The 25,502-nt window shown below is 30.6% G+C and carries 14 protein-coding genes, 2 pseudogenes and 2 CRISPR repeat arrays (1 of these 18 running past the window's edge); of the genes and pseudogenes, 15 read left to right on the top strand and 1 reads right to left on the bottom strand.

The features are described from left to right. Nucleotides 1–1,914: a CRISPR direct-repeat array (repeat unit 37 nt; unit sequence ATTACAAACTATACTCCATTAACTAGGAGACTGAAAG) (it extends 492 nt beyond the left edge of the window). 167 nt (nucleotides 1,915–2,081) lie between these two features. The 13 genes from cas1 (at nucleotide 2,082) to cas6 (ending at nucleotide 16,252) form a co-directional block, all read left to right on the top strand. Next, nucleotides 2,082–3,098: a CRISPR-associated endonuclease Cas1 gene (gene cas1, locus BX659_RS16180; RefSeq protein ID WP_097019341.1), complete on the top strand. Its 1,017-nt coding sequence runs from the start codon at nucleotides 2,082–2,084 to the stop codon at nucleotides 3,096–3,098. A gap of 1 nt (nucleotide 3,099) precedes the next feature. Beyond that, entirely contained in the window at nucleotides 3,100–3,351 is a 252-nt protein-coding gene (gene cas2 / locus BX659_RS16175) for a CRISPR-associated endonuclease Cas2 (protein WP_097019340.1), read from the top strand. 3 nt (nucleotides 3,352–3,354) lie between these two features. Continuing rightward, nucleotides 3,355–3,921 (top strand): CRISPR-associated protein Cas4, encoded by a 567-nt coding sequence (gene cas4, locus BX659_RS16170; protein WP_097019339.1) that lies wholly within the window; start codon nucleotides 3,355–3,357, stop codon nucleotides 3,919–3,921. Further along, on the top strand, nucleotides 3,921–4,838 hold the full coding sequence (cas4a, locus tag BX659_RS16165) for a type I-A CRISPR-associated protein Cas4/Csa1 (protein WP_097019338.1): 918 nt from the start codon (nucleotides 3,921–3,923) through the stop codon (nucleotides 4,836–4,838). Before cas4 ends, cas4a begins: the two co-directional genes overlap by 1 nt. Before the next feature lie 38 nt (nucleotides 4,839–4,876). Beyond that, nucleotides 4,877–5,062 carry a hypothetical protein gene (locus BX659_RS16160; RefSeq protein WP_097019337.1) on the top strand — a complete coding sequence of 62 codons (186 nt, stop codon included), beginning with the start codon at nucleotides 4,877–4,879 and terminating at the stop codon, nucleotides 5,060–5,062. A 70-nt stretch (nucleotides 5,063–5,132) separates the two neighbouring features. After that, nucleotides 5,133–6,107, top strand: a complete 975-nt coding sequence (locus BX659_RS16155; RefSeq protein ID WP_097019336.1) for a helix-turn-helix transcriptional regulator — start codon at nucleotides 5,133–5,135, stop codon at nucleotides 6,105–6,107. Nucleotides 6,108–6,442: 335 nt separating this feature from the next. After that, complete coding sequence (locus BX659_RS16150) at nucleotides 6,443–6,703, top strand: transposase (protein ID WP_097019335.1); 261 nt, start codon at nucleotides 6,443–6,445, stop codon at nucleotides 6,701–6,703. A 26-nt stretch (nucleotides 6,704–6,729) separates the two neighbouring features. Beyond that, nucleotides 6,730–9,660, top strand: a complete 2,931-nt coding sequence (locus BX659_RS16145; RefSeq protein ID WP_097019334.1) for a DEAD/DEAH box helicase — start codon at nucleotides 6,730–6,732, stop codon at nucleotides 9,658–9,660. After that, complete coding sequence (locus tag BX659_RS16140) at nucleotides 9,657–10,391, top strand: CRISPR-associated endonuclease Cas3'' (protein WP_097019333.1); 735 nt, start codon at nucleotides 9,657–9,659, stop codon at nucleotides 10,389–10,391. The genes BX659_RS16145 and BX659_RS16140 overlap by 4 nt, the downstream gene beginning before the upstream one ends. Next, nucleotides 10,388–13,510, top strand: coding sequence for a hypothetical protein (locus tag BX659_RS16135; RefSeq protein WP_097019332.1), 3,123 nt, complete (start codon nucleotides 10,388–10,390; stop codon nucleotides 13,508–13,510). The genes BX659_RS16140 and BX659_RS16135 overlap by 4 nt, the downstream gene beginning before the upstream one ends. Before the next feature lie 16 nt (nucleotides 13,511–13,526). Beyond that, nucleotides 13,527–14,492: a type I-D CRISPR-associated protein Cas7/Csc2 gene (gene cas7d / locus BX659_RS16130; RefSeq protein WP_097019331.1), complete on the top strand. Its 966-nt coding sequence runs from the start codon at nucleotides 13,527–13,529 to the stop codon at nucleotides 14,490–14,492. Between the two features lie 12 nt (nucleotides 14,493–14,504). Beyond that, complete coding sequence (locus BX659_RS16125) at nucleotides 14,505–15,284, top strand: hypothetical protein (protein WP_097019330.1); 780 nt, start codon at nucleotides 14,505–14,507, stop codon at nucleotides 15,282–15,284. Nucleotides 15,285–15,295: 11 nt separating this feature from the next. Then, entirely contained in the window at nucleotides 15,296–16,252 is a 957-nt protein-coding gene (gene cas6, locus BX659_RS16120) for a CRISPR system precrRNA processing endoribonuclease RAMP protein Cas6 (protein ID WP_097019329.1), read from the top strand. Between the two features lie 279 nt (nucleotides 16,253–16,531). Then, nucleotides 16,532–21,742: direct repeats of the CRISPR family, unit length 37 nt; unit sequence GTTACAAACTATACTCCATTAACTAGGAGACTGAAAG. Between the two features lie 411 nt (nucleotides 21,743–22,153). Here the strand turns inward: cas6 and BX659_RS16115 are convergent. After that, nucleotides 22,154–22,546: pseudogene (locus BX659_RS16115) on the bottom strand (nucleoside recognition domain-containing protein); the annotation flags it as partial. A gap of 469 nt (nucleotides 22,547–23,015) precedes the next feature. On the opposite strand from BX659_RS16115, the gene BX659_RS16110 reads away from it, so the two are divergent. Together BX659_RS16110 and BX659_RS19735 are read left to right on the top strand one after the other, a co-directional pair. Further along, nucleotides 23,016–24,119 (top strand): GntR family transcriptional regulator, encoded by a 1,104-nt coding sequence (locus BX659_RS16110; protein WP_172431994.1) that lies wholly within the window; start codon nucleotides 23,016–23,018, stop codon nucleotides 24,117–24,119. Nucleotides 24,120–25,355: 1,236 nt separating this feature from the next. Next, nucleotides 25,356–25,502 (top strand): annotated as a pseudogene (locus tag BX659_RS19735) (L-arabinose isomerase); the annotation flags it as partial.

The following is a 25,502-nucleotide window of genomic DNA, read 5'->3' as shown; positions in this document are numbered from 1 at the left end:
TTTACTACATTAAAAGGTGGTCAGTTAAATTACAAACTATACTCCATTAACTAGGAGACTGAAAGCTCTTCACCTATGTAAATAGTCTTGTTATCCCCTCCTAATTACAAACTATACTCCATTAACTAGGAGACTGAAAGGGCGTAAAAATCACTTGGGACAGACCTGACTATATTATTACAAACTATACTCCATTAACTAGGAGACTGAAAGCTTATGACATTGCTGATCGTGGGAGTAGGTGGTTTCTGAATTACAAACTATACTCCATTAACTAGGAGACTGAAAGATTTTAACCTCTTTCCTTTTTGCTGCAACCCTCTCAAATTACAAACTATACTCCATTAACTAGGAGACTGAAAGTTCTTCATATTCTGCAAGTCCAATTATAGCTATAGAAATTACAAACTATACTCCATTAACTAGGAGACTGAAAGTTCTATATACTCCATGATGTAATCTAAGCGTTCAAAAATTACAAACTATACTCCATTAACTAGGAGACTGAAAGTTATGCTATAGCCATAATTCTCTGCTATTTCCTCGATTACAAACTATACTCCATTAACTAGGAGACTGAAAGCTTTACTTTGTGAATATAAATTATTCAAAGTTAGAATTACAAACTATACTCCATTAACTAGGAGACTGAAAGTTTTATCACTCTCCTGTAAGTTTATTTGCTGATTTAATTACAAACTATACTCCATTAACTAGGAGACTGAAAGCCTTTTGTACTGGTTCTCATACTCCATCCTTCTGCAATTACAAACTATACTCCATTAACTAGGAGACTGAAAGTCTGCTCTATCCTCGGGGCAAGCCTACGAGGTTTGATTACAAACTATACTCCATTAACTAGGAGACTGAAAGCTTATGGTAGTTTTAAATCTAGCGTGTCGCCACCGTTATTACAAACTATACTCCATTAACTAGGAGACTGAAAGTTTCGTGAACCTTAGCTAATTTCTTTTTAGCTTTAATTACAAACTATACTCCATTAACTAGGAGACTGAAAGCCTTGTAAACGAGGGTAGAATCAACTACCCTCCTATATTATTACAAACTATACTCCATTAACTAGGAGACTGAAAGAAATCTAGTCTCTACCTCTAAATACCCATGCAACTCTCATTACAAACTATACTCCATTAACTAGGAGACTGAAAGGTACATCACAGATAGATACAGAAGCAGAAATGTTAGCCATTACAAACTATACTCCATTAACTAGGAGACTGAAAGTCCAGTTCCTCATTTTTAATTATTAGTTCTTTCTTAAATTACAAACTATACTCCATTAACTAGGAGACTGAAAGAGATTTCAGTTCGATATGGCTATCCAGCAATCGAAGTATTACAAACTATACTCCATTAACTAGGAGACTGAAAGCCATCATAACCCATAGGTATGTCTATTAAGCTACATAATTACAAACTATACTCCATTAACTAGGAGACTGAAAGCCATTCTAGCAATTCATCCTTTAGCCTAATCCCTTTTAATTACAAACTATACTCCATTAACTAGGAGACTGAAAGATCTTCAGGAAAGGCTTCGTCAGGTAAAGTTGGTAAATTACAAACTATACTCCATTAACTAGGAGACTGAAAGCTATTCTCTGCATTACTTCTAATGTCTTAGATTGATAAATTACAAACTATACTCCATTAACTAGGAGACTGAAAGTGCCCCGACCATGGAATCCCCTTGAGCTTTTAGGTAGAATTACAAACTATACTCCATTAACTAGGAGACTGAAAGAGTATATGATAATGCTCCAAGCTTGATTAATCTCATAATTACAAACTATACTCCATTAACTAGGAGACTGAAAGAATTGCAAGTATTATAGAGAAATAGAAAGAAAATGTACATTACAAACTATACTCCATTAACTAGGAGATTGTGTTAATAAATGCTATGAGATATAGATATAACTGATTAGAGTTAATTATCTGTTTGATACAGATGATTAGCTCTGTTTTTTTATCTAAATCAAACTTTCTCATTTTCATTCCCACCCTGTTGGGAATCTACTGTGTTATACTAGATTCAGATTCTTAAGGGAGGTGCTAAATTGGATAAAGAAGCTTTAGTAGTTGATGATTATGGAGTGTTTATTGGCAAGAAGGGTGAAAGGGTTGTTTTAAAGAAAAATAAGAAGATATTTAAGGAAGTACCCTTTTTTAAAGTAAAAGGGATATTGGTTAGTAGTTCAGGCGTATCTTTATCATCAGATGTGATAAAAGAATGTGCTAAAACAGGAATACAGATCCATTTACTTACGTATACAGGTAAACATTTAGCTCAAATTTCTTCATCTGCTATGACAGGAACTGTTAAGACACGTCGAGAACAATTACTTGCTTATAGTGACAAGCGCGGAATAGAACTTGCTATTGCTTTTGCTGAAGGTAAGATTGACAATCAAATTATTCTGTTAAAGTATTTAGCCAAGTATAGAAAGAACAAAGACCGAGAGTTATATAATTTAATTTATGATGGTATCGCTAAGATAGAAAAGATTAAAGCGGAGCTAAAGAATATAAAAGGAGAATGTATAGATGAAGTAAGAGAATTAATTCTATCTAGTGAGGGAAGATCAGCCAGAGAATACTGGAAGTTAGTAAGGATGATCTTGCCTGAAGAAATTGAGTTTAAAGGTCGTAAGACTCAAGGAGCTACTGATTTGGTTAATTCTTTATTAAATTATGGTTATGGAATCTTATATTCTAAAGTTTCTTCTGCTATTTTAAGAGCAGGTCTTGATTTATATGGTGGATTTTTACATGCTGATCGATCTGGTAAACCATCATTAGCCTTAGATTTAGTTGAAGAATTTAGACAGACTGTAGTAGACAGAACAATTATTGGTCTACTTAATAAAGGGGTTAAGTTTCAGATAGAAGATGGCAGGATAGCTGATGATGATAGAAGAATGTTAGCTACTAAGATTTTAAATAGATTAGAGAGCAAAGAGAGATATGATGGTAAAAAGTATAGATTGGAAGTAATATTGCAACGCCAAGCTAGAAATATAGCTTCTTATGTTAAAACAGGTAAAAAATATATTCCTTTTGTAAGTGGGTGGTAGAATGGATGTCTTATTAATTTATGATATATCTGAGGATAAGGTTAGAAATAAGGTAGCTGAGACTTGTAAAGATTTTGGATTACATAGAATACAGTGGAGTGCTTTTACTGGTAAGTTGAATCATAATTTGAGAGAAGAGTTGATGTTAAAGATAAGTAGAGCTCTAGGAGGTAGTGGAGGTAATATAAGATTATATCCTATCTGTAGTAAGGATATGAAATTATTTCGTGAGATTAATAGAGTAGGTGATTAGAAAATGATTACTGTAACTGATATTAAGCAGTATATGTATTGTAAGCGTATTATTTATTTTACATATTGTATGCCTATAATCAGAAAGAAGACATATAAGATGAAATATGGTAAAAGAGAACATGACCGTAATGATAGATTGGAGCCAAAAAGAACATTAAAGAGGTATGGATTAGAAGCTGGAGAGAAGAGATATGGTGTAGAGTTGATATCTAAGCGTCTAGGGTTAAGGGGAAAGATGGATTTGCTAATAGTACAAGAGAAAAAATACATACCTGTTGAATTAAAGTATTCCACTAGAGATCCAGGATTACATCATAAATACCAATTATCAGCTTATTGTTTATTAGTAGAAGACCAATACAAGACTAGGGTAAGAAAAGGGATAATTCATCTCATACCTCGAAAAGATACTTTTGAAGTAGAGATAACTGCTAATTTAAGAAGAAAAGTTAAAGATATAATTAAAGGAATTAGAGAATTGATTGATAGTGAAGAACTGCCACCTCCTGTTAAGGAGCAAGGGAAGTGTAAGGATTGTGAATATTATAATTTTTGTGGTGATGTATAATGTACTTTTTAACTGAAGAAGAGAGACAAAAGCTAGTAAGAGGACTGTTGCCAAAGTCAAGAAGGATAGGAATCACTGATGAATTACGAGGGTGGAATTGGAATCAGCCACCTCTAGAGCCGATTTATGATAATAAATTAGCTTTGTATGAGATAGCAGGTAAGTATTGTCCTACAGGCAGAGATTTATATTTAAGAAAGGTGGTAGGTGTAAAGAGTAAGTGGAATCAAGCAATGTTGCAGGGGAGTATCTTACATGATACTTTAGCAGAATTATTGGTAACTGCTAAGAGGTTAATCTACTCACACGGAGTAGATAAGCAGAGCTTAGTCATAGAAGAATTGCAAAAACCTAATTTTAAACATTTAGATAAGAGAAAAAGAATGTTGGATGAAGATTATTATTTAGAACTGAAAGATAAGGTGGAGATAATCTGGCAGTTTGAATATAATCGTTTGATTTTTAGAATGCAGGAGTTATTAGCTAAGCAACCTTATATTGGAGTTGATTCTTTAGCTAATCTAACCATTCCAGTTGTAGTAGAGCAAAAATTAGATGGTAGTTTTTTAGGACTTAGTTCTCATTTAAGTGCAGATGCTTTTAATTTCTGTGAGCCAATGATTTTAGATTTGAAGTTTGGAAAACCTAGAGATTTTCATAAGCTAACAATTACAGGTTATGCAATGGTGATGGAGAGTATTTATTCTTTTCCTGTTTCAGTAGGGTGTCTAGTTTATCCTGAGTTCAAAGATGGAAGATTGTTAATAGAGAAAGAGTTCCATATTATTGATGAAGAATTACGCCAATGGTTTATTGAAGAACGTGATGAGAAGATGAGAATAGTTGCTGAGGAAATTGACCCAGGTGTATCTAATAATTGTTATCAGAGCTGTCCTTACTATGAGGAATGTCATTAGGTTGAGTTAAATTTATTATTTTATAAGGAGTATGAATTATGGAACAAAATTACTGTTATAAATGTGATGCTTATTATTTTACTCCAGAAGACAATAAAAAGGTAGAAAATTGTCCTTTCTGTAGCTTAGAAAAAGTAAAGTATGATAATTTAGCGACTACGGGCAAATGGAAAATAAAGGAATTAAATGAAGATTATATGGATATAATAAGATTATATGTATAATTTTGCAGGAAGATAAATTTTTATCAAGAATTACATATAGAATTGTAGTTATTAGATTGGGGTGTTTAATGTGGGGAAAGTTGCAGATAAAGCTTGGAAGATGATAAAGATGGTAAATCTAATTGAAGGAAAACATTCTCGATATAATAGAGAGGAGATTCAAAACTTATTAGATATTAAGAAAAATACTTTTTTTCGTTATAAGAATTGTTTAGAAGAAGCGGGGATAGTTATTTATTATAATAGAAAATTAAAAGCCTATAAAATAAGAGAAGACTGTCACCTTAAACCACCTAATTTAACTTTATCAGAAGCACTTGCATTGATAGCAAGTAGTAACAGTATCTTAAATAACAGTGAATTACCTTATTATGAGGAAGTAAACAGTTCTTTGGCTAAAATAACTGCTACCTTACCCAGTAAAGTACAAGCTGTTTTAGAACCATTGAAAAGTAGAATTCACTTTAGTTTAAATTCATTGGTTGATTATAGTGAGTGTAGAGAAATATATACCTTGCTGGATAATGCTATTCATAAAGAAACAAATGTTTGGATTAAATATTATAGTCATAAAAGCAATAAGACTAGTGAGAGAATTGTATCTCCATATATATTAGATTTTAAAAAGGGATTTTTATATCTAATTGCCTATTGTCATAATAAAAATGAGACTAGAATGTTTAGAGTAGATAGGATTAAGGAGATTAAGATTACTAGGGATAAATTTAAGTATCCAGATGATTTTTCTTTGAAAAAATATATGGGTAATTCCTGGGGAACAATGCGTGGTGAGAAGGATGTACAGGTTAAAGTTAAGTTTAGTGGTGATATAGCTAGATGGATTAAAGAGAATAATTATCATCCAACTCAGGAGGTTGAAGAGTTAGAGGGTGGTAGTATCATAATGAGTTTTACGACTTCTGGTTTGAGTGAGGTTAAAGGTTGGATTTTGAAATATGGAGCTAGTGCTGAGGTGTTGGAGCCTGAGAGTTTACGAGAGGAGATTAAGGATGAAATTAAGGGGATGATGGAGGTATATAAGTAACCACCTCCTTCAATAAGATGGAAGTGGTATGATTTTAAAATGATTCAGTCTCCTAATTATGGGAGTAGGTTTTATTTGGATATCAAATACAAAAAACATATTTTCAGTCTCCTATTTTCGGAGGAAAGTTAGTAAAGTTCTTATTTATTATTTAATGCATCTATGTTATTTTACCTTGAAATCTTATTTTTATTCTTAAAAAGTATATTTAATTTAATGAATAAAAATATAATAAGAAATCAATAATAAATTTAAACCATATGTATTTTGAATTTATATAATAAATACATCCAGATTTTCTTATTGAGAATACAGATAAAGAAAGGAATTTTAACATGAATAAAAAAACTCATACTGAAATTTTTAAACAAATAATAGTAGAACTTTACAAATTAGGAGTACCTAAATCAGAGATTGCTTATAAATATGATATTTCTATAGTTTCTATAAATAATTGGATTAAACTTTATGAACAGAGAGAAATATTTATAGAAGATAATATTAATATTGAAGCATTATTAGCTATAAAAAAAGAAAATAAACAATTAAAACAAGAAGTAGAGATTTTGAAAAAAGCTCTAAATATACTTTTATAAGCGGATTTATGGAAAGGAGAGAATAGATGATAGAAGTAACTGTTAAGAAGAATAAGATAGACAGTTGTAAAGAAGAAGATATCACTAAAGAAACTAAGCCATTAATTAATTATTTTCAAAAATATATGAGTAAAGATGGGAAAAAGGCTGATTTTTTACCTTATAGTCATCAGCATGAAACATTTAAAAGGATAATGAATAATGAAGAGATACTGTTGACTGCTGGAACTTCTGCTGGTAAGACTTTATCTCATGCTATACCTTTATTTTATAAAGTTAAAGATGGTGCAATAGATAAAATACTATTACTTTATCCAACACGTGCTTTATTACAAGACCAGAAGGGAGTAATGGATAAATTAGCCAAAGAATATGAGCTAGAAGATGAAGTAACCGAGATAAAAGGTGGTATGAGTAGAGGTCAGGTAATAAAAGCACTAAATAAGAAAATAATTATTGCTACTCCCGATTCGATTTATTGGTTCTTTAACAAAAATATTAAGTATAGCTCATTTTTAATTTATGGGCTAGCTCAAGTTGATGAGGTAGTAATTGATGAAGCACATTTGTTTACAGGATTGGTGCTTAATAACCTTATCTTTTTAATTGATAGGATGAAGAAGTTAGCTGAGATGATTAGTAAGGAAGAGAACAGTAAAAGGGGACAGAGATATCATATTTTAACTGCAACTGCTAATGAATCATTGAAAAATATATACAAAAATAAAGATAATATTGATGAAATAACGGGTAAATCAAATTGTGGAAATATAGATTTAAAAATAATAAATAAAGAAGATGAATTTAGTGGTGAATTATTTGAAAAAAGTTTAAAAGAAGATGTAGTGGAAGTTGATGAAAAATTAAGTAGTGTAGCTATTTTAAATTCTGCTAAGATTGCTCATCAGTTATTTTACAGTAATACTGAAGGGATAGATACAGATAGTCTATCAAAGGAAGATATAGAACGATTTACTATTAATAGTGTTAAAATTAGCATTAATAAGTTATTAGAGAATATTAAAGAGGAAGAGAAGAATAAAGAGATAGAAGAATTATTGAAAAGTGAAGATAGTTTGGATGTATTACTTGATAATATTTTAGTAAGGGAATATTTAGAGATTACTAAAGCTGACATAGAATTAGATTTAAATAATGAACAAGTATTTGCTATAATTTCCGATTATTTAGAAGAGGGCTATAATAGATTTGAGAAGGTAATTGAACAGTCTGCTAGAGAAGATGGAGACTTGATTGATAATTTGGAAGAGAAGATAGCTGGAGATAATTATGTAAAAGAAATTTATAATAGTTTAAGAATAGATAGGGATATATCTATCTATGATGATAAAAAAATAGTTTTAAGTAAAGTTAAAACTGCTATAGATAGGATTAAAGATATTTTTATTAATCAAATAGAAAACAAAGAAAAGTTTACTATAGAATGTAAAGATAATTATTTTGATATTAAAACAATTAAAGTTGTTGATGATAAGAAGTATTTTAATTATAGTCCTAAATTAGCTAATAAACTAATTAGAGAGTTAAAGTTAAAAGATGTAAAAGCAAAAGATGAATTTGAAGAGGTTTTTGAAGATATTAAAGAGGTAGAGTTTGAGGTTGATATCTTTAAAGAGATTTTAGGAGATGAATTTGATAATTCTTGGATTAAAGAGGTTAAGGTTCTGCGTTATATTGCTAACTGGAAAGAGAATAAGGATGTTTTAGTAGTTTTATATACAGGTAGTATGTCTAACTATGTAAGAGAAGGGTTAATGGAATTTTTTAATCAAGCTGATTATAAGAAAAAGATTCTATTATCTACATCTGCGGTAGAGGTTGGGGTTGATTTTAATTGTGATTTATTGATTACAGAAGAGACTAATGTAGCTTCGTTTTTACAGCGATTTGGACGAGCCGGAAGAAGTGGAAAAGATAGTGAAGTAAAGTTATTCGTATCTGATGATAGCTATGTAAAAATTAATACTAGTTTGGGAGATAAAAAACAAATATCGAGAGGGAAATTTACAGAAAAAATCAAAGGTATATTTAAAGAAATTAAAGGAATTGAAGATGAAGAGTTTTTGAAAGCATATCATTATATTATTAATCAGAATTTAGGGAGAATTGGTAAAGAACTAAACAATCAACTAGATAAAAATATCAAAGATTTAGGTGATAAGTTAAGAGCAGAAGTTAATTTAAATTATGGATTACGAGGAACTATGCCATCAGTTTCATTAAAAGGTGGAGTAACTAAAAACCCATTTTATATTTTAAGATTTTTGGGAAATGGAGATCTATTAGATTCTGACTCTCCTTTTGAAATTGCTTATACTGATAAGAGCTTTGATAGCCTGATTTGGATGAGTTATAAAGATAGCGAGGATGTTTATGTGGATATTAACTCTACTCTTAAACATAGTAAATTAATGTTTGTTAAAGAAGAAGGAATGTTAAAGCCTTATGTAAGAGAGGGAATTTGCAAGAGATATGAGGGGCAATTTTTAAGGAAAGAAAAGAGTTTTAGAGATATAGGCAAAAAATTTGTTAGTAGTGATAAGTATCAAAATTTAGAAGACTATGACCAAGCAATGTTAAATTATTTATTAACTGATAGCTACAGATTTGTACTAGGATTTGGAGATATATTTTTACATAAAGATAGTGGCGCAGTAATGGTTGAAGATAGAAGGTTAAATATTCCTAATCAATTTTTCTTATTCTTAGCTGGAAATGAAGATGAGCAAAAAAATTATATGAAGTGGCTACAAGAGAATAGAATATTTGATTATGGTGAAATCATAGTTGATGATACTACTTATGAAAATCAATTAAACGAAGAACATAAAGGAAGAAATCCTAGAGGAATTGTTCTATTAGAGAATATCAATGGAGCTTTATTTTACTTATATAAAAGACTGATTAATGCTCAGAAAGAAGGTGAGTTATTATGAGCATATTTACAATTGATAAACTAGCTAAATCAGAAGATTATGTTGCTGAGGGAGCAGATGTTTCTTTAGAAGGTCATTCATGGGGAGTTTATAAGATTTTAAGCTATCTTTTAGAAAAAGTAGATTTAGATGATGATAAGAAGAAGGTTATGAAAATAGCAGGTTATTTACATGATATAGGAAAGAAGAATAAAGAGTTTCAACAGGTTTTAAAAGGAGAGTCAAAAAATTATCTTAAGCACGAAGTTAAGACTTTAGATTATATAGATGATATTAAATCTAACTGGGATAAGATTTTAGCTCATTTGGATTTAGAATTAGATTATTCTGAGGAAGTATTGGAAGATATTCTTGCTTTTGCAGTTAGTCATCATGGTCTATTTTTTCTGAGTAAAGTTGATGAAGATGAATATAAATATAAAGTTAAAAAGTATTGGACTGAGTTTTCCCCAGAAGAACAGAGTAGGATTACTTTAACAGATTTATTATTTGAATATCATCCAGCAGGTGGTTTTATTGTATTAGCGGATTTAATTCATTCCTATTCATTGGCAAAAGGTGTTGACTATCGAAAGAAAATAAAAGAATTGAGTGATAATGAATCTATTTTAGGTTTTATTGAAGAATACTTTGCTGATGAAGCTTTAGTTGCTGAGAAAGAAAAAGAAGCTAGAATGACAGATGCTTTAAAAGAGATTTTAAAGTTGACGCTAGGAGGTGTGAATTTGTGACAGAGAGTTCTATAGGGTTAATAAGAGAAAATATTAAAGCCAAATTTGATGAGATGGAAGAGCAGAATTTAGATTTTATTTCAGAGTTTATAAGAAATAATGGTCAGTATCAAAAGTTTGATAATTATGTTGTCTTTAGATTATTTAATGCAGTATCAGAAAGGGAAGAGGTCTTTATAGGTAATGTTTTATTTAATGACTATATTAGTAAGTTGTTATTAAGACTCTATGAAGAGAAGAAAAAGGATGATGGTAAGATAGAGTTAGTTTATAATGATTTAGAGAATTTTTATTATATAGTAAAACAGGATGATATAGAGAAATTTTCTTTAGAAGAGTTGGAAAAGGATTTTAAAGATTATTTTGCAGAGAATCTGGAAGAGTTATTTTTTGCCGATGAGGATTTAGAGAGAGGAATATATGGTAAAATTGATAATTTGCTTTTATGTCAAGGATATAATTATTTATCGTTACCCCTTACAATATTACCTAAATTTTTAGAAGAAGAATTTAAGAAAAATATGATTGAAAAAGGTAAAGCCAATTACACTATTGAGGATAATTTCAAGTTATTTACTCAATATTTTAATGTGAGTACTATGAATTATGAAAATCAGAGTTTACAATCTTTTATATCTAAATTGTTAATTAATAATGAGATTACTGATATTGAATTATTTAAAGATGTAGTCGAATTTAATTATGATACTGATTTTAAATTTGATTTACTTGTTAAAGTCATTAGTTATAATAATAAGATTAAAGCCAAAGATAAGAAAGTTATTAAAAATTATTTAAATGATAAATTAGATTTTAAAGAAATGAAAGATAAATTAATAGAAGTAGACTTGAATAATTGCATAATAAATTTTATTAAACAAGTTAAAGAAGAAAATAATTTTGTTAGTATAGTTGAGTTATTTATTAAAATAAGTTCTAATCAAAAATTAATATCACAATTAAAAAAATTGAAAAATAAATTTGATTTATTAGAAGTTAATGAATTAACTAAGAAACCTAAAGGAGAATACAGCAAGTATATAAAATATTATTTTGAAACTGAAAGATATAGTATAGAATTATTAAATTTTTTACAGAGGTTTGTTGATAGTCTTAAAAAGAGTGATAAGAAGGAAGAATTAATAATAGAGATAATGAATTCAGTTGCTAATTGTTGGGAAATTGTTAAAGAATTAAATGAGACAAAAGAATTTTTAGATTATTTTGCTATTAATATAAGTGATATGGAGAACTTTTTTAAAGAATTTTTTAAGCAAAATTCTATTTATAAAGTGATTTTTAATGATTATTTAGAAATTAAAAGTTCTGTTCCAGAAAGTATAAAAGAAAAACTATTAGATTCTATAAAAAGCTGTAAAATCGCAGAGAAAGTTACTTTACTTATAGATATAGAAAGAGAAAGTTATAGTAAAATAATTTTTCCACAGTTAACTCAAAGTATAGCATTAAATAAGAATAATAGTAAAAATAAATGTTTTATTTGTTTTAAAAAGAGTACTCATATTATTGCGAGAAATGTAATTACAGGTTTTGAATCATTTAAATTTGTTAATCAAGAGGCAACAATAGAAAATCATAAAAAAATATGTGTTAGTTGTGGGATTTATCTATGGTTAAAGCTAAAATATCTTGGTTCATACTATTCAGGTAATGTATTTCCTGAAAAAAGAAATTTAGTTTTCTTTTATGGTCAAATTCCACAAGAAAGAATTAATAAGATTCAAGGAATTTTAAATTCTCTTTATTACTGTACGCAAAAGCCTAGTGTTTATACTCATGAAATGATAAATGATTCTATAGGAGAATTAGAACAGGAGAACTCAGAGGGAAAAAGCCCTGATGTAGATGATTTATTGCAAGAATTAATAGATAGTGATAAAGAGAATAAAAAAGAGAAACCAGTTAAAGTACCTCCTACAATTTGGAGTTGGTATAAGAATGGTCAGCAGAATGATAAGGTTAATACACATATCTTTAGTTTGGGACAAGGTCAGAATAAGCTATATACTTTTGTTTTACCTTATGCCTTAAATAGGTCAGATGGAATTCAGAAGAAGTTTTCCCAAAATAGAGTGTCAGTTTATTCTATGCTTAGTTTCTTATCGAGTTTAGCTGGAGTAAAGGGGAGTTTTTATTATTTATCTACTCCAAAGTTAACAGATGAAATTAATAAAGAAAACTTTTTCTATTATAAGGATAAACGAAAAGAAGATTCTTTAAAAGAATATGAACTGTTAACTGAAGTTGCCTGGAAATTAATTAATCCACAAAGTGTAAGTGGTAGAACATTTATGGATAGACAAGAAAATGCTTTTAAAAAGAGATTGAAATTAGCAAGAGATTTAGAGAATTTGCCTTTAATAACTATATCTAAAATTTATAGAGAATTATTAGGTGATAATAAAGGTTCAAATTATAATAATTTAAGCAATATTTGGAATAGAAAAGTTTCTTCACCAAATTTATTTCCATTAATCAAGATTTCAAATAAAATTAGAAAGGAAGTGGATTTTATGGGACAAAAGATTGATACTCAGAAGTTAAAAGCTTTTACTGAAGATTTATTTTCGCAACTTGTTTTAATTAGTGGAGTATTTCCTAAAAACTTTCATAAAGCACCAACTGAATTTGAGAAATATCCTAGATTATTAATTAAGAAGATTTTAAAGTATGATGCTGAAGAGGGTAAGGATGTATTAGCAGGTTATAGGGAGTGGTCTACTAAGATACTTCATTCAGCTAAGGGATTTTATGATAAGGATAAGAAGAAGATAGCAGAAATAACAGAAGAGATTAAAAAGAGCGTGGTAAAGAATGAAAAAGTATTATCTAAAAAGAGTAATCTACTTTATTTAAAAAGGAGTTTATTTGGATGGATTACTGAATTTCTATATCCATTATACTCTTTAGTTGAAGAAATTAATTTAAATATAGAAATTTATAAAGAAGATGAAATTAATCAGGTGAAAGATTCAGATAAATTAAATAAGATAAAACAGAAATTTGAAGATATGAATTATGACTTTGAAAAGAATTTTGAGATAGCTAAAGAAGTATTATTAAATAATACTAGTTATTATAAGAAGTCTAAAAAATAAAAGGGGGATAAATAATATGGATTTAAAATTTAATAATATTGAGAGTTTATTAAAGGTAGGAGAAGAGTCACAATTAGGGAATTCACCTGTGGTTACAATTGTAGGTATGAAGAGAACAGTAGGTAATTTTTTACCTGTTTCTCATGATGGAGAAGGAAATGAGACTTATGTAGATAAGGTGGAGGGTCTGCTTGGGAAAAAGGATGGAGTAAGAGCAGAATTTATTGCTAGAAAGCAGGAAGGAATTGAAAGAAGAGGACATATTAATCTAATTAGAAATAAAATCAATGAATTCGTTAAAGAAGATACATATAAAGATAATAAGAAAGTTAAACAATTTATTAAAGCAGATGATTTTAATAAACAATGGAAAGTATTATTTGGGAATGAGTGTATAATTCCTCAAAGTTTATGCATAGCTTGCCCAAATTGCTCATTATTTGGTGGTTGGAATTCTAATAGTGGTAAAAAGAATTTCTCTCGTGTGAGAAGTTTTGATACTTATTCCATTCAGACAGATGATGACTGTATTGTTAATGATGAAGCAATTAATGGTATGAAGATAGGAAATCAAGTAGCAGAAGATAGTTCAAAGGCTACTTCCTCTAACTTTCATTATTATGAAACAGTAAAGGCAGGAGTATACTTTCCTTTTATAGTGATGATAGAGAGAGCTACTTTATTTGATGTAGCTTCCTACTTAAAGGCAATTCGCTGGGCTGATAATCATGGTTATGGAAAATATAGTGCTAGAAATGGAAAGTTCCAGACTAGGATTTGGGCTATAGGTAATGGTCATCCTAAATTTTCAGTATTAGATATATTAGAACAGGCTAAGGAAATAGATGAAATTAAAGTTGATAATTTTAAGGAGTTAATTAAATTTGAAGGAAATTCTATATATGAAAATAGTGAGATTGAAGAATTAGAAGATAAATTTGAGGGAGAGTTTAAAAAGTATTTTGATGAATTAATTAAGTAGGGGGTGAGTTAATTGGATAAAGTAGTTTATGGTAGGGCTATTATAATTAAAAATTGTGGTAGATTTTTGAATATAGCATCTGATTTTGGCTCTGAATACAAAACTCATCCCTTTTTGACTGAACAGATGGTTTATGCAGGTTTAACTAGAGAGAATGAATTGATTGGAGATAAGAAATTACAGATAGAAAAAGGCATTGTTCCAGATGAATATGAGTTTAATAATAGATATAAATTACCTAATGGTAGATATTTTACTTGTGCTTATATAATAGATAAGAAGAAGTGTAAAGAGGAAAAGAAGATAGACCTTTGGAATAAGAATCGAGATAATTCTGATATTAATGACTTTAATTCGATTGATGAAACAAATGCAGGAGTACAAGATAATAATAAATTGCCTAAGTTTGGTAATATAGAATCAATGCTTACTAATAATTATTTCTTAACGATAGCTTTTTCAACTGATAAGGACTATCTTGAGAAATACTATAGTGGACAAACCTTCTATATGGGTAAAAAGAGAACTATGTTTCAGATTCAAGAGATGTCTGATATAGTTAAAGGAGATTTAATTGAAGAAGAAGCAGAGCTATTTTTACCAATTCAAGTTAATCATAATGAAGTAGATAATTTTAATTATTATAGTATTATGACGTTAACTCAAAGGTACATTTTACTTAAAGGTAAGACCAAGCTAGGTGATAATTATAGATGGGATTTAGATTTCAAGGATTTGAATAAAATTAATCTGCCTAAGTTTTTTGTGGATAAATATTTAGGATTAGACTAGGAGGGTTAGCTATGCAACTACCAATTACTCAACTAACAATTACATTAATTGCAACTCAAACAATAAAATTACCATTACATCCCGGTTCAACATTCCGGGGTGCTTTTGGTAATGCTTTAAAGAAGTTATCTTGTAATATCAAGCAAGAAGAGTGTAAAGATTGTAATCTCAATGAAATGTGTCCTTATTCTCAGCTGTTTAATCCGCATTTAACAGAAGAAGAAAAAGATAATACTTCAAACCGTTTCAACCACAAACCACGCCCCTTTATCTTTGAACCCAAGACTAACGGACAACAAGTCTTTTATTCAGGTCAAGAAATTAGATTTAATCTTAATCTATTTGGCTACACTAATCAATTCTTGCCTTATATTATTGAAAGTTGGAAGTATCTACAGAATCAAGGGATAGGGTTAGGTAGAGGTAAGTTTATACTATCAGAAATTTGGAATATCAATGATTTAACTGGCAAAGCAGAACGTATCTATTCTGAATATGCAAATATGGTTCATAATTCAGAGCTAAAGATTAAAAAGGATGATGTTAGTAATTTAGAGCAGAATCTATCTGATAAGCATTTACGATTGAAATTAATTACACCAATGTTACTCAAACATAAAGGAGACTATCTTAATAAGATAGAGTTTTATCCTTTAATGAAGAATTTATTTAGAAGGATATCTGAGTTAAGTCATTTTTATGGAAAAGAGAAATTGGATATCAAGTTTGCTGAATACTTAGAAAGAGCTAAGGGTATTAAATTAGTCAAAGATCATACTAAGTGGGAAGATTGGGAGCGATATTCAAATAAACAAAAACAAAGAATAAAGATGTATGGAGTAATAGGAGAACTAGAATATCAAGGAGAACTGGCAGAGTTTTTACCATATCTAATATTGGGACAGTACACTCATATTGGCAAGAATACAGTTTTTGGATTGGGGAATTATAAGATAATAAAAGGTTAAAATTTACTTTTTATAAAGGAATTATTTGTTTAGTATAGAAAATAATAAGAGTAGGATTTCGCAAACCTATTATAAATAACACTTTGTATTTGTACATTGAAAAGAAGGAATAATCTTAAAGTGCTTAAAAGTCTAGTAGTATAAAGGGTTGAAGGTGCTTTCGCAAAACCCTAGGCTTTTTCTGCAAGAATTGCTTTGCGAAAAATTGTGAGCAATTTGTAATATCATAGGTGCTATAAACCCTTGATACAATAGGCTTCTTACTTTTTAAAATTTGCGGTTACAAACTATACTCCATTAACTAGGAGACTGAAAGACTACTTATAATCAAGCTATCAGCAATCTAAAAGGAGGTTACAAACTATACTCCATTAACTAGGAGACTGAAAGGCTCTAACCGCTGACTGAGTAGCATTAAGGTCTATTGTTACAAACTATACTCCATTAACTAGGAGACTGAAAGAAATCATACAACCATTTTTCAAATTGCGGGAATGATTCGTTACAAACTATACTCCATTAACTAGGAGACTGAAAGTCGGGTCTTTCAAGTCTGATAATACCGCATTAAGCAGTTACAAACTATACTCCATTAACTAGGAGACTGAAAGCTACTTCTTTAGTGTTAGGCATCACATCACTTCCGTTACAAACTATACTCCATTAACTAGGAGACTGAAAGACCACCACCAGACAATACACTCTGAGAATCCACAAAGTGTTACAAACTATACTCCATTAACTAGGAGACTGAAAGAAGTAGTGGAATAATCGACAGGTTAGAATCAAATAAAGGTTACAAACTATACTCCATTAACTAGGAGACTGAAAGACTCAAAAACCAGTAGCATTAATAAATGAATTATTAGGTTACAAACTATACTCCATTAACTAGGAGACTGAAAGGTCAATCCAGCTCTCATGTATCTCTATCCTTTTGATACGTTACAAACTATACTCCATTAACTAGGAGACTGAAAGCCGAAGATGCCGCCACCAGAATATCCAATTCCGCCACCGTTACAAACTATACTCCATTAACTAGGAGACTGAAAGATCTTCTATTGTGAATCTATTAATTGCCTCTTCTAGGTTACAAACTATACTCCATTAACTAGGAGACTGAAAGTGATAGGAATAACCACATCAGCATCTCTATTATCTTTGTTACAAACTATACTCCATTAACTAGGAGACTGAAAGATCTTCTGTAAAAACCGTTCTGTTTCTTGTTACTTTGGTTACAAACTATACTCCATTAACTAGGAGACTGAAAGGAGAAAAATGAAGAGCTAGAAGAGTGGAGCAATCAGTTACAAACTATACTCCATTAACTAGGAGACTGAAAGTTTTTACCCTCCTTATTAATAGTCCGACAAACATAGTTACAAACTATACTCCATTAACTAGGAGACTGAAAGATTATCCCTAATTTGCTTTAGCATTTTGGGAATACATGTTACAAACTATACTCCATTAACTAGGAGACTGAAAGATCAAGAAGCAAATCCCTAACTTAACGGTAGTTAGGGGTTACAAACTATACTCCATTAACTAGGAGACTGAAAGACATTCGCACCTGCTTGCCAGATATGTGTTTGGAAATTGTTACAAACTATACTCCATTAACTAGGAGACTGAAAGACTAGAATCAAAAAAAGAAGAGTGGAAAAAGATTTAAGTCTGTTACAAACTATACTCCATTAACTAGGAGACTGAAAGAACGGGTCAAATGTATCTTTTAGGGTTGCCATCCACTCGTTACAAACTATACTCCATTAACTAGGAGACTGAAAGCTTTCATCCGTGTCGGATTAGAACCGTGCCGGTCTTGAGTTACAAACTATACTCCATTAACTAGGAGACTGAAAGGCTCGTGGTCCTTCGTTTACTGTTTGTCCTATTGTAGGTTACAAACTATACTCCATTAACTAGGAGACTGAAAGAGGTTCTGCCTATAAGTTCAAGAGCAAAAGCTATTGGTTACAAACTATACTCCATTAACTAGGAGACTGAAAGCTAAGGTTGGCAGAGGGTACAGGATAACAGAAGAACAGTTACAAACTATACTCCATTAACTAGGAGACTGAAAGCTTTTTCTAAACCTGCCTGAAAAACCATATCAAAATTGTTACAAACTATACTCCATTAACTAGGAGACTGAAAGTTGTTGTATGATTGAAGACTACAACAAAGAATTAGAAGAGTTACAAACTATACTCCATTAACTAGGAGACTGAAAGCGTTCATAAGTCGGAAAGACCTGCCAGTTACCTTTGTTACAAACTATACTCCATTAACTAGGAGACTGAAAGTCTTCTACATAAGTGGGGTCGCCACAATAAGCGTTGAGTTACAAACTATACTCCATTAACTAGGAGACTGAAAGACCCGTCCTTTGATGGGGCGATAAGTCAAGTGGATAAGTTACAAACTATACTCCATTAACTAGGAGACTGAAAGTCATCGTAGCTATATAAACCGTTCTCATTACTATACCAGTTACAAACTATACTCCATTAACTAGGAGACTGAAAGTCATAATTACGCCATGTCGGCACTTGGTTGACTATGGTTACAAACTATACTCCATTAACTAGGAGACTGAAAGGGTATGGGAAAAACAACTATAGCTGAAAATTTGATTGTTACAAACTATACTCCATTAACTAGGAGACTGAAAGACTTGTATCGTCTCGTGTTCTGCTAATTCTTGATTACGTTACAAACTATACTCCATTAACTAGGAGACTGAAAGTACATATAGCCACTGCTGCCTTGATTGCTGAACCTTGTTACAAACTATACTCCATTAACTAGGAGACTGAAAGAAAATAACAATCAAAACTAACACATGGATAATTAACGGTTACAAACTATACTCCATTAACTAGGAGACTGAAAGTTGCTTAGAGCATATTGTTTGACGGCGGTTTCTTGGAGTTACAAACTATACTCCATTAACTAGGAGACTGAAAGAAGTAGGAAACATTACAGTAGCAGACACAGACTTAAGAGTTACAAACTATACTCCATTAACTAGGAGACTGAAAGGCCATTTATCAACGTACCTCTAACACGAATATCATAGGTTACAAACTATACTCCATTAACTAGGAGACTGAAAGAGAAGGGATGATACAGAACCCACCACCTGACTATAAGAAGTTACAAACTATACTCCATTAACTAGGAGACTGAAAGTCCGCCATTCCTCTGCGGCTTTCTGTGCGGCTTCTGCGTTACAAACTATACTCCATTAACTAGGAGACTGAAAGGTCAAGAGTTATCGGCAATGGCTGGGAGATTAGCAGTTACAAACTATACTCCATTAACTAGGAGACTGAAAGAAAGAATATAGATGTTGGCAACACCCTGAAGAAGAGTTACAAACTATACTCCATTAACTAGGAGACTGAAAGTCATTACTTAAAGCTTCAATAGCTGTCAACCAATCAAGTTACAAACTATACTCCATTAACTAGGAGACTGAAAGGCATATCTTTATATACGATGGATTAATTTCTTTTCTCGTTACAAACTATACTCCATTAACTAGGAGACTGAAAGCGCTATTCCGTCAATAGATGCAGATTGGGTTTTAGAAGTTACAAACTATACTCCATTAACTAGGAGACTGAAAGTCATTCCTAGTCTAGCTTTATCAGCACTAGATGTGTTGTTACAAACTATACTCCATTAACTAGGAGACTGAAAGAAGCATTCGAGGATGTAAGCAGAGAAACTGGAATACCGTTACAAACTATACTCCATTAACTAGGAGACTGAAAGTGCAGTTGCTTCAAAAGGAGGATTTGTCTGGCTCAAAGTTACAAACTATACTCCATTAACTAGGAGACTGAAAGTTATAATAATCTTCTATATCATCAACATAATTAGGAAGTTACAAACTATACTCCATTAACTAGGAGACTGAAAGGCATCCTCAAAATAAAATAAATCTAATACAAAGGTAGTTACAAACTATACTCCATTAACTAGGAGACTGAAAGTACCAACATCTTGCTTACTAATCCATCTTTCTTTTGTTACAAACTATACTCCATTAACTAGGAGACTGAAAGACCACCTCCTGACTGTTTTCCCTGTAGCCCCCAACATAGTTACAAACTATACTCCATTAACTAGGAGACTGAAAGTCTCAAAGCGTCTATTTTTGTATCTCCTACGGTTCCAGTTACAAACTATACTCCATTAACTAGGAGACTGAAAGCTAGACATTTCTATGTGTTTTAAGGGGTGGTTATATGTTACAAACTATACTCCATTAACTAGGAGACTGAAAGAAAATAGTACAACCTATACAAAGGAGGATGGTAATATGTTACAAACTATACTCCATTAACTAGGAGACTGAAAGTGACCAATAGAGCAGACAGAGGGGTCAAGGGAGCTAAGTTACAAACTATACTCCATTAACTAGGAGACTGAAAGTATATCTCCGTTAGCTTTTCTGCAATCAATCCCATGGTTACAAACTATACTCCATTAACTAGGAGACTGAAAGTTGATATATCTACTTAAAGCAGCACGACCTGGTTTCGTTACAAACTATACTCCATTAACTAGGAGACTGAAAGTAATTTCTCCATTAACTTTAAAAGCAGGATGGACTTCGTTACAAACTATACTCCATTAACTAGGAGACTGAAAGCTCATCGACATAGGAAGAAGAATATATATAGAGTCTGGTTACAAACTATACTCCATTAACTAGGAGACTGAAAGCATGTACAAATGAGATTAACTGTATTATCGTGTTTTTGTTACAAACTATACTCCATTAACTAGGAGACTGAAAGTTTGGGGTAATACTCAATATTACGGTGGATTCTTAGATAGTTACAAACTATACTCCATTAACTAGGAGACTGAAAGATCAGCTCACTACCTGCACTCAAGCATTGCATTTCAGTTACAAACTATACTCCATTAACTAGGAGACTGAAAGCAATATCTGCATTTTTGCATAAATTATTACCTCCTTGGTTACAAACTATACTCCATTAACTAGGAGACTGAAAGTTTGAATCTTCTATTTCTGTATGGCATACCATTATAGTTACAAACTATACTCCATTAACTAGGAGACTGAAAGTATTTTGATTTAGATGGAATATTTGATTGCTCTGTTGTTACAAACTATACTCCATTAACTAGGAGACTGAAAGCTTATAATCAATTCATCCTATAGAACACCAGAGCACAATAAGTTACAAACTATACTCCATTAACTAGGAGACTGAAAGCTTTGTCAACAGTATTGACCTTGCTTTCATTAGTTGTTACAAACTATACTCCATTAACTAGGAGACTGAAAGAAAGAAAAAGCAGGTGTGTCCTGTGGTAAACCTAAAAAGTTACAAACTATACTCCATTAACTAGGAGACTGAAAGACATAAATATAATTATCGTCTATTTGTAATAAACTCGTTACAAACTATACTCCATTAACTAGGAGACTGAAAGATAGTCTTAACTTTTGGTCTTATGCAAGAACGAATAATATTACAAACCCCACTCTATTAGTTGAGGTTAAAAGCATTCAAAAAAAACAATTAAAGTATTAGTTACAATAAGCTTAACCAAAAAAAGAGAGAACTTATGAAACTGGGTTAAGTTAGAATGGTTAAGAGATGAGAAGATGGTATTAAAGAAAGCCGAAAGAAAAGGTATGGACCAAGTAAGGTATAAAGAAAGTTAGAAAAGAAATATTAATGAAAATACAAAAAATAGAATCAAAGTAGAAGTTATAGTTAAAATAACTAACTTGAATGAAAAAGAAGTAGAAAATATTAAAGATACGATATTTAATATATGAGATAATCTTTAAAAAGGTCATCTTGTTCAAATTGTTTTTTTATATCATATTGTTACCTTTGCCACCGCTCCAATCATAAACAACGGATCAGCAGTATTGGTAAAAGATACCAACCTCTCACCTTCAGCTTGGGTACAGAGCTTTTCTCTTCTTAAGTTACCAGTAATCTTAGCACCAATAGGATATCCAGAAGCTAGACCCATAGCAAAAGCAAAGGCACCAACTCCAGGAACTTTAAAGATAGGCTGCATCAGGGGTTCTAATAATGTTCCCATAAAATGGACTACTCCCAAGCCCATTAAGATCTCTGCCATAATAAAGAAAGGTAGGAGTGCTGGAAATACAACTTCCCACCAGGTATGCAAGCCACTTACAGCGGCATCAAAGGCTTGTTCTGAAAATATAATCAAAGAGATTGTAAATAGGATAGCAATTAGAGCCTTTGTATTGATTGCTCTTTTATTAATATCATTTTTCAAAGGGCTCCCTCCTTTATTGAGATTCCTTATTTATTAATATTTGAATTGTAGATATAATATTACTTTGATTTTGAGGTGAGTAGCTCAATACTACAAGAATTATATAATAAATTGTCTATGAAAATTTTAATAGATTTAGACAAAGAAGCGTTAATATGGTATGATTAATATAATTAGATAATTTTATATCCGAAATTATTAAAAGAATAATTATATATCTGAAGTAGGTGTTTTTTAAGTAGGCTTATAATGGAGGAGAACAAGTCAGACTATTTAAAATGATAAATTTAATAGATAAACTTTTAAAAGTTTGTTCTCCTAATCAACTAAAAATTGTACGGATAACTGCATTAGTATTCTTAAATATATAATTAAGCAAGTAAGAAAATTGCTAAAAGCAGGTTAAAAACTTTGAGTTATTAAAGGAAGGGGTATGATAATAATGAATGTTAATGGTTTACCTAAATATATTCAAGTAAAGAATAATATCGAAGAATTGATTCATAGTGGTAAGATAAAGCCTAGGGATAAATTACCTACAGAGAGTGACTTATGTGAAGAGTATGGTGTTAGTAGGCACACTGTAAGAAAAGCACTTGATATCTTAGAGCAAGATGGCTTGGTATATAAAAAGCAAGGTTTAGGAACTTTTTGCTCTGAAAATAGAAAGCAGAAGACTTATAATATAGGATTTATCAGTATCAGTTTACATGATTATATCTTTGCTGATATTTTATCTGGAATTGATAGTATATTACATGAAAATGGCTATCAAATAATCTTGGGTAATTCTAAGGATGATCAAAATAGAGAGCGAGAAATTCTAAATGAATTTTTGAAAAAGGATGTCGATGGTTTAATTATCGAGCCTGCTAAAAGTGGTTACAACTATCCAAATATTGGTCTATTAGAGCGTTTTGTAGATAATAAGATACCAGTGGTGATTATTGACAGTAATTTTGAGAATGATAAGTTTAATTATATTACAGTAAATGATCAGCAAGGTGGGTATTTAGCTACAAAATACTTTATAGATAAGGGTCATACTAATATTGCTATTATCTATAAGGGGCTTCATAAGCCATCTATTAATCGGTTTAAAGGTTATGAGCAAGCATTAAAAGAGAATAGTATTCCAGTTTATAATGACTATGTCAAAAAGTATTATGTTTCTGAATTTGAAAACCCAAAAAAATTCAAAGAAGAGATAAGATCTCTAGCAATTGAATTGATAAAAGCTAAGACTCCTCCAACAGCTATATTCTGCTTTAATGACCAAATAGCTATCTTATTAAAGGAAATACTAGATGATTTAAACTATAAGATACCAGAGGATATATCTATTATAGGTTTTGATGATTCAAAATTAGTAAGGCTAAGGCATATATCGATTACTTCTGTTACTCATCCTAAGATAAAAGCTGGACAAAAAGCAGGAGAGATTATTTTAGATAAGATTAATGATGAAGTTTCTGATTTGAATGAAAACGTTATCTTCAACCCTAAAATTATTGAACGGAATTCTGTAAAAGAATTAAGAGAGTAGATGATTATTTGAAAAATAGAGGGATCTGTATTGAAACATCTCTATAGATTCTAAATCCAAAGTGAAAGTTAATGAGGATAGAGCGATAATTTCGTAATTAGGTGGATAGGTGGTTGGATGTTTAGGTTTTCCTAACTATCTACCCCCAAACTACCTAACTACCAAAGTAAAAAGTGTCCCATTATCTCTACATAACTTCATATTTGGATTTCATTCTAAAGTTGGATATCTATGTGTAGGATTGTGATTCTAAAACTTAATCTAGCTGTGCTTGCAAATGTTATAGTTTTTATTATTAAAATATTTATAATCTATTCTTGACAATGAGAAGGATATAATGTATTATGTAAGTAACAGATATGGTTGTGCGTACAACATGATCATGATAAGAGAATAAATTTAGTATAACAACCATTTCATAAGAAGAATTACCATAACTATATAATTGAATATAAGTGGTTATAAGCTATATAACAACTATTACAAGAACCCACAATTGCTAAGAGGAGTATTATTAGGATTCCTTTAGGTATATGTGGGAATTTTTATTCCAATGATTTGTACGCACAACATTACAATATGATTTATTTACTATAGTTACAGCTAAATCAAGCTCTATGTAACGTTATTTAAATTAAGTGTTCAAGCTGGTAGATTAACTATTAAATAGTATAGTTTTTAGCATTATTAGAATATTTATAATCTATTCTTGACAATGAGAAGGATATAATGTATTATGTAAGTAACAGATATGGTTGTGCATACAACATGATTATAATAAGAGAATAAATTTAGTATAACAACCATTTCATAAGAAGAATTACCATAACTATATAATTGAATATAAGTGGTTATAAGCTATATAACAACTATTACAAGAACCCACAATTGCTAAGAGGAGTATTATTAGGATTCCTTTAGGCTATATGTGGGAATTTTTATTTCAATAACTTGTTCGTACAACATTACAATCTTTTTAGGTGAGCTTCTAAAATAAGTATAGTTAGTATAATACAATAAAATATAGGTGGCTAAAATCTAATAACAATCATTATAAGAGCCCACATTACTAGCAAGAGCAGATAAATTAGAATTACCTTGGCTAAATGTGGGTTCTTTATTTATGGATGTTGTACGTACAACATTACAATATACTTATTGTACTATTTATAAGCAAAGTAAGTTCTAAAGGTTAGCTGATTGATTTTAAACTTAATTATAAGAGGAGGCTAAATAATGAAACCATTTAAAAATTTAGAGGTATGGTTTTTAACAGGAAGTCAACATTTATATGGTGATGATGTATTAAAAGAGGTTGCACAAAATTCTGAGGAGATTGCTAAATATTTTGATGCTTCAGAAGAAATTCCAGTAAAGGTTGTT

Origin of the sequence: Orenia metallireducens (assembly GCF_003001995.1) — a bacterium.
Taxonomy (GTDB): domain Bacteria; phylum Bacillota; class Halanaerobiia; order Halobacteroidales; family Halobacteroidaceae; genus Orenia; species Orenia metallireducens_B.
The sequence above is the reverse complement of the archived record's forward strand: the minus strand, read 5'-3'. Positions and strand labels throughout refer to the sequence as shown.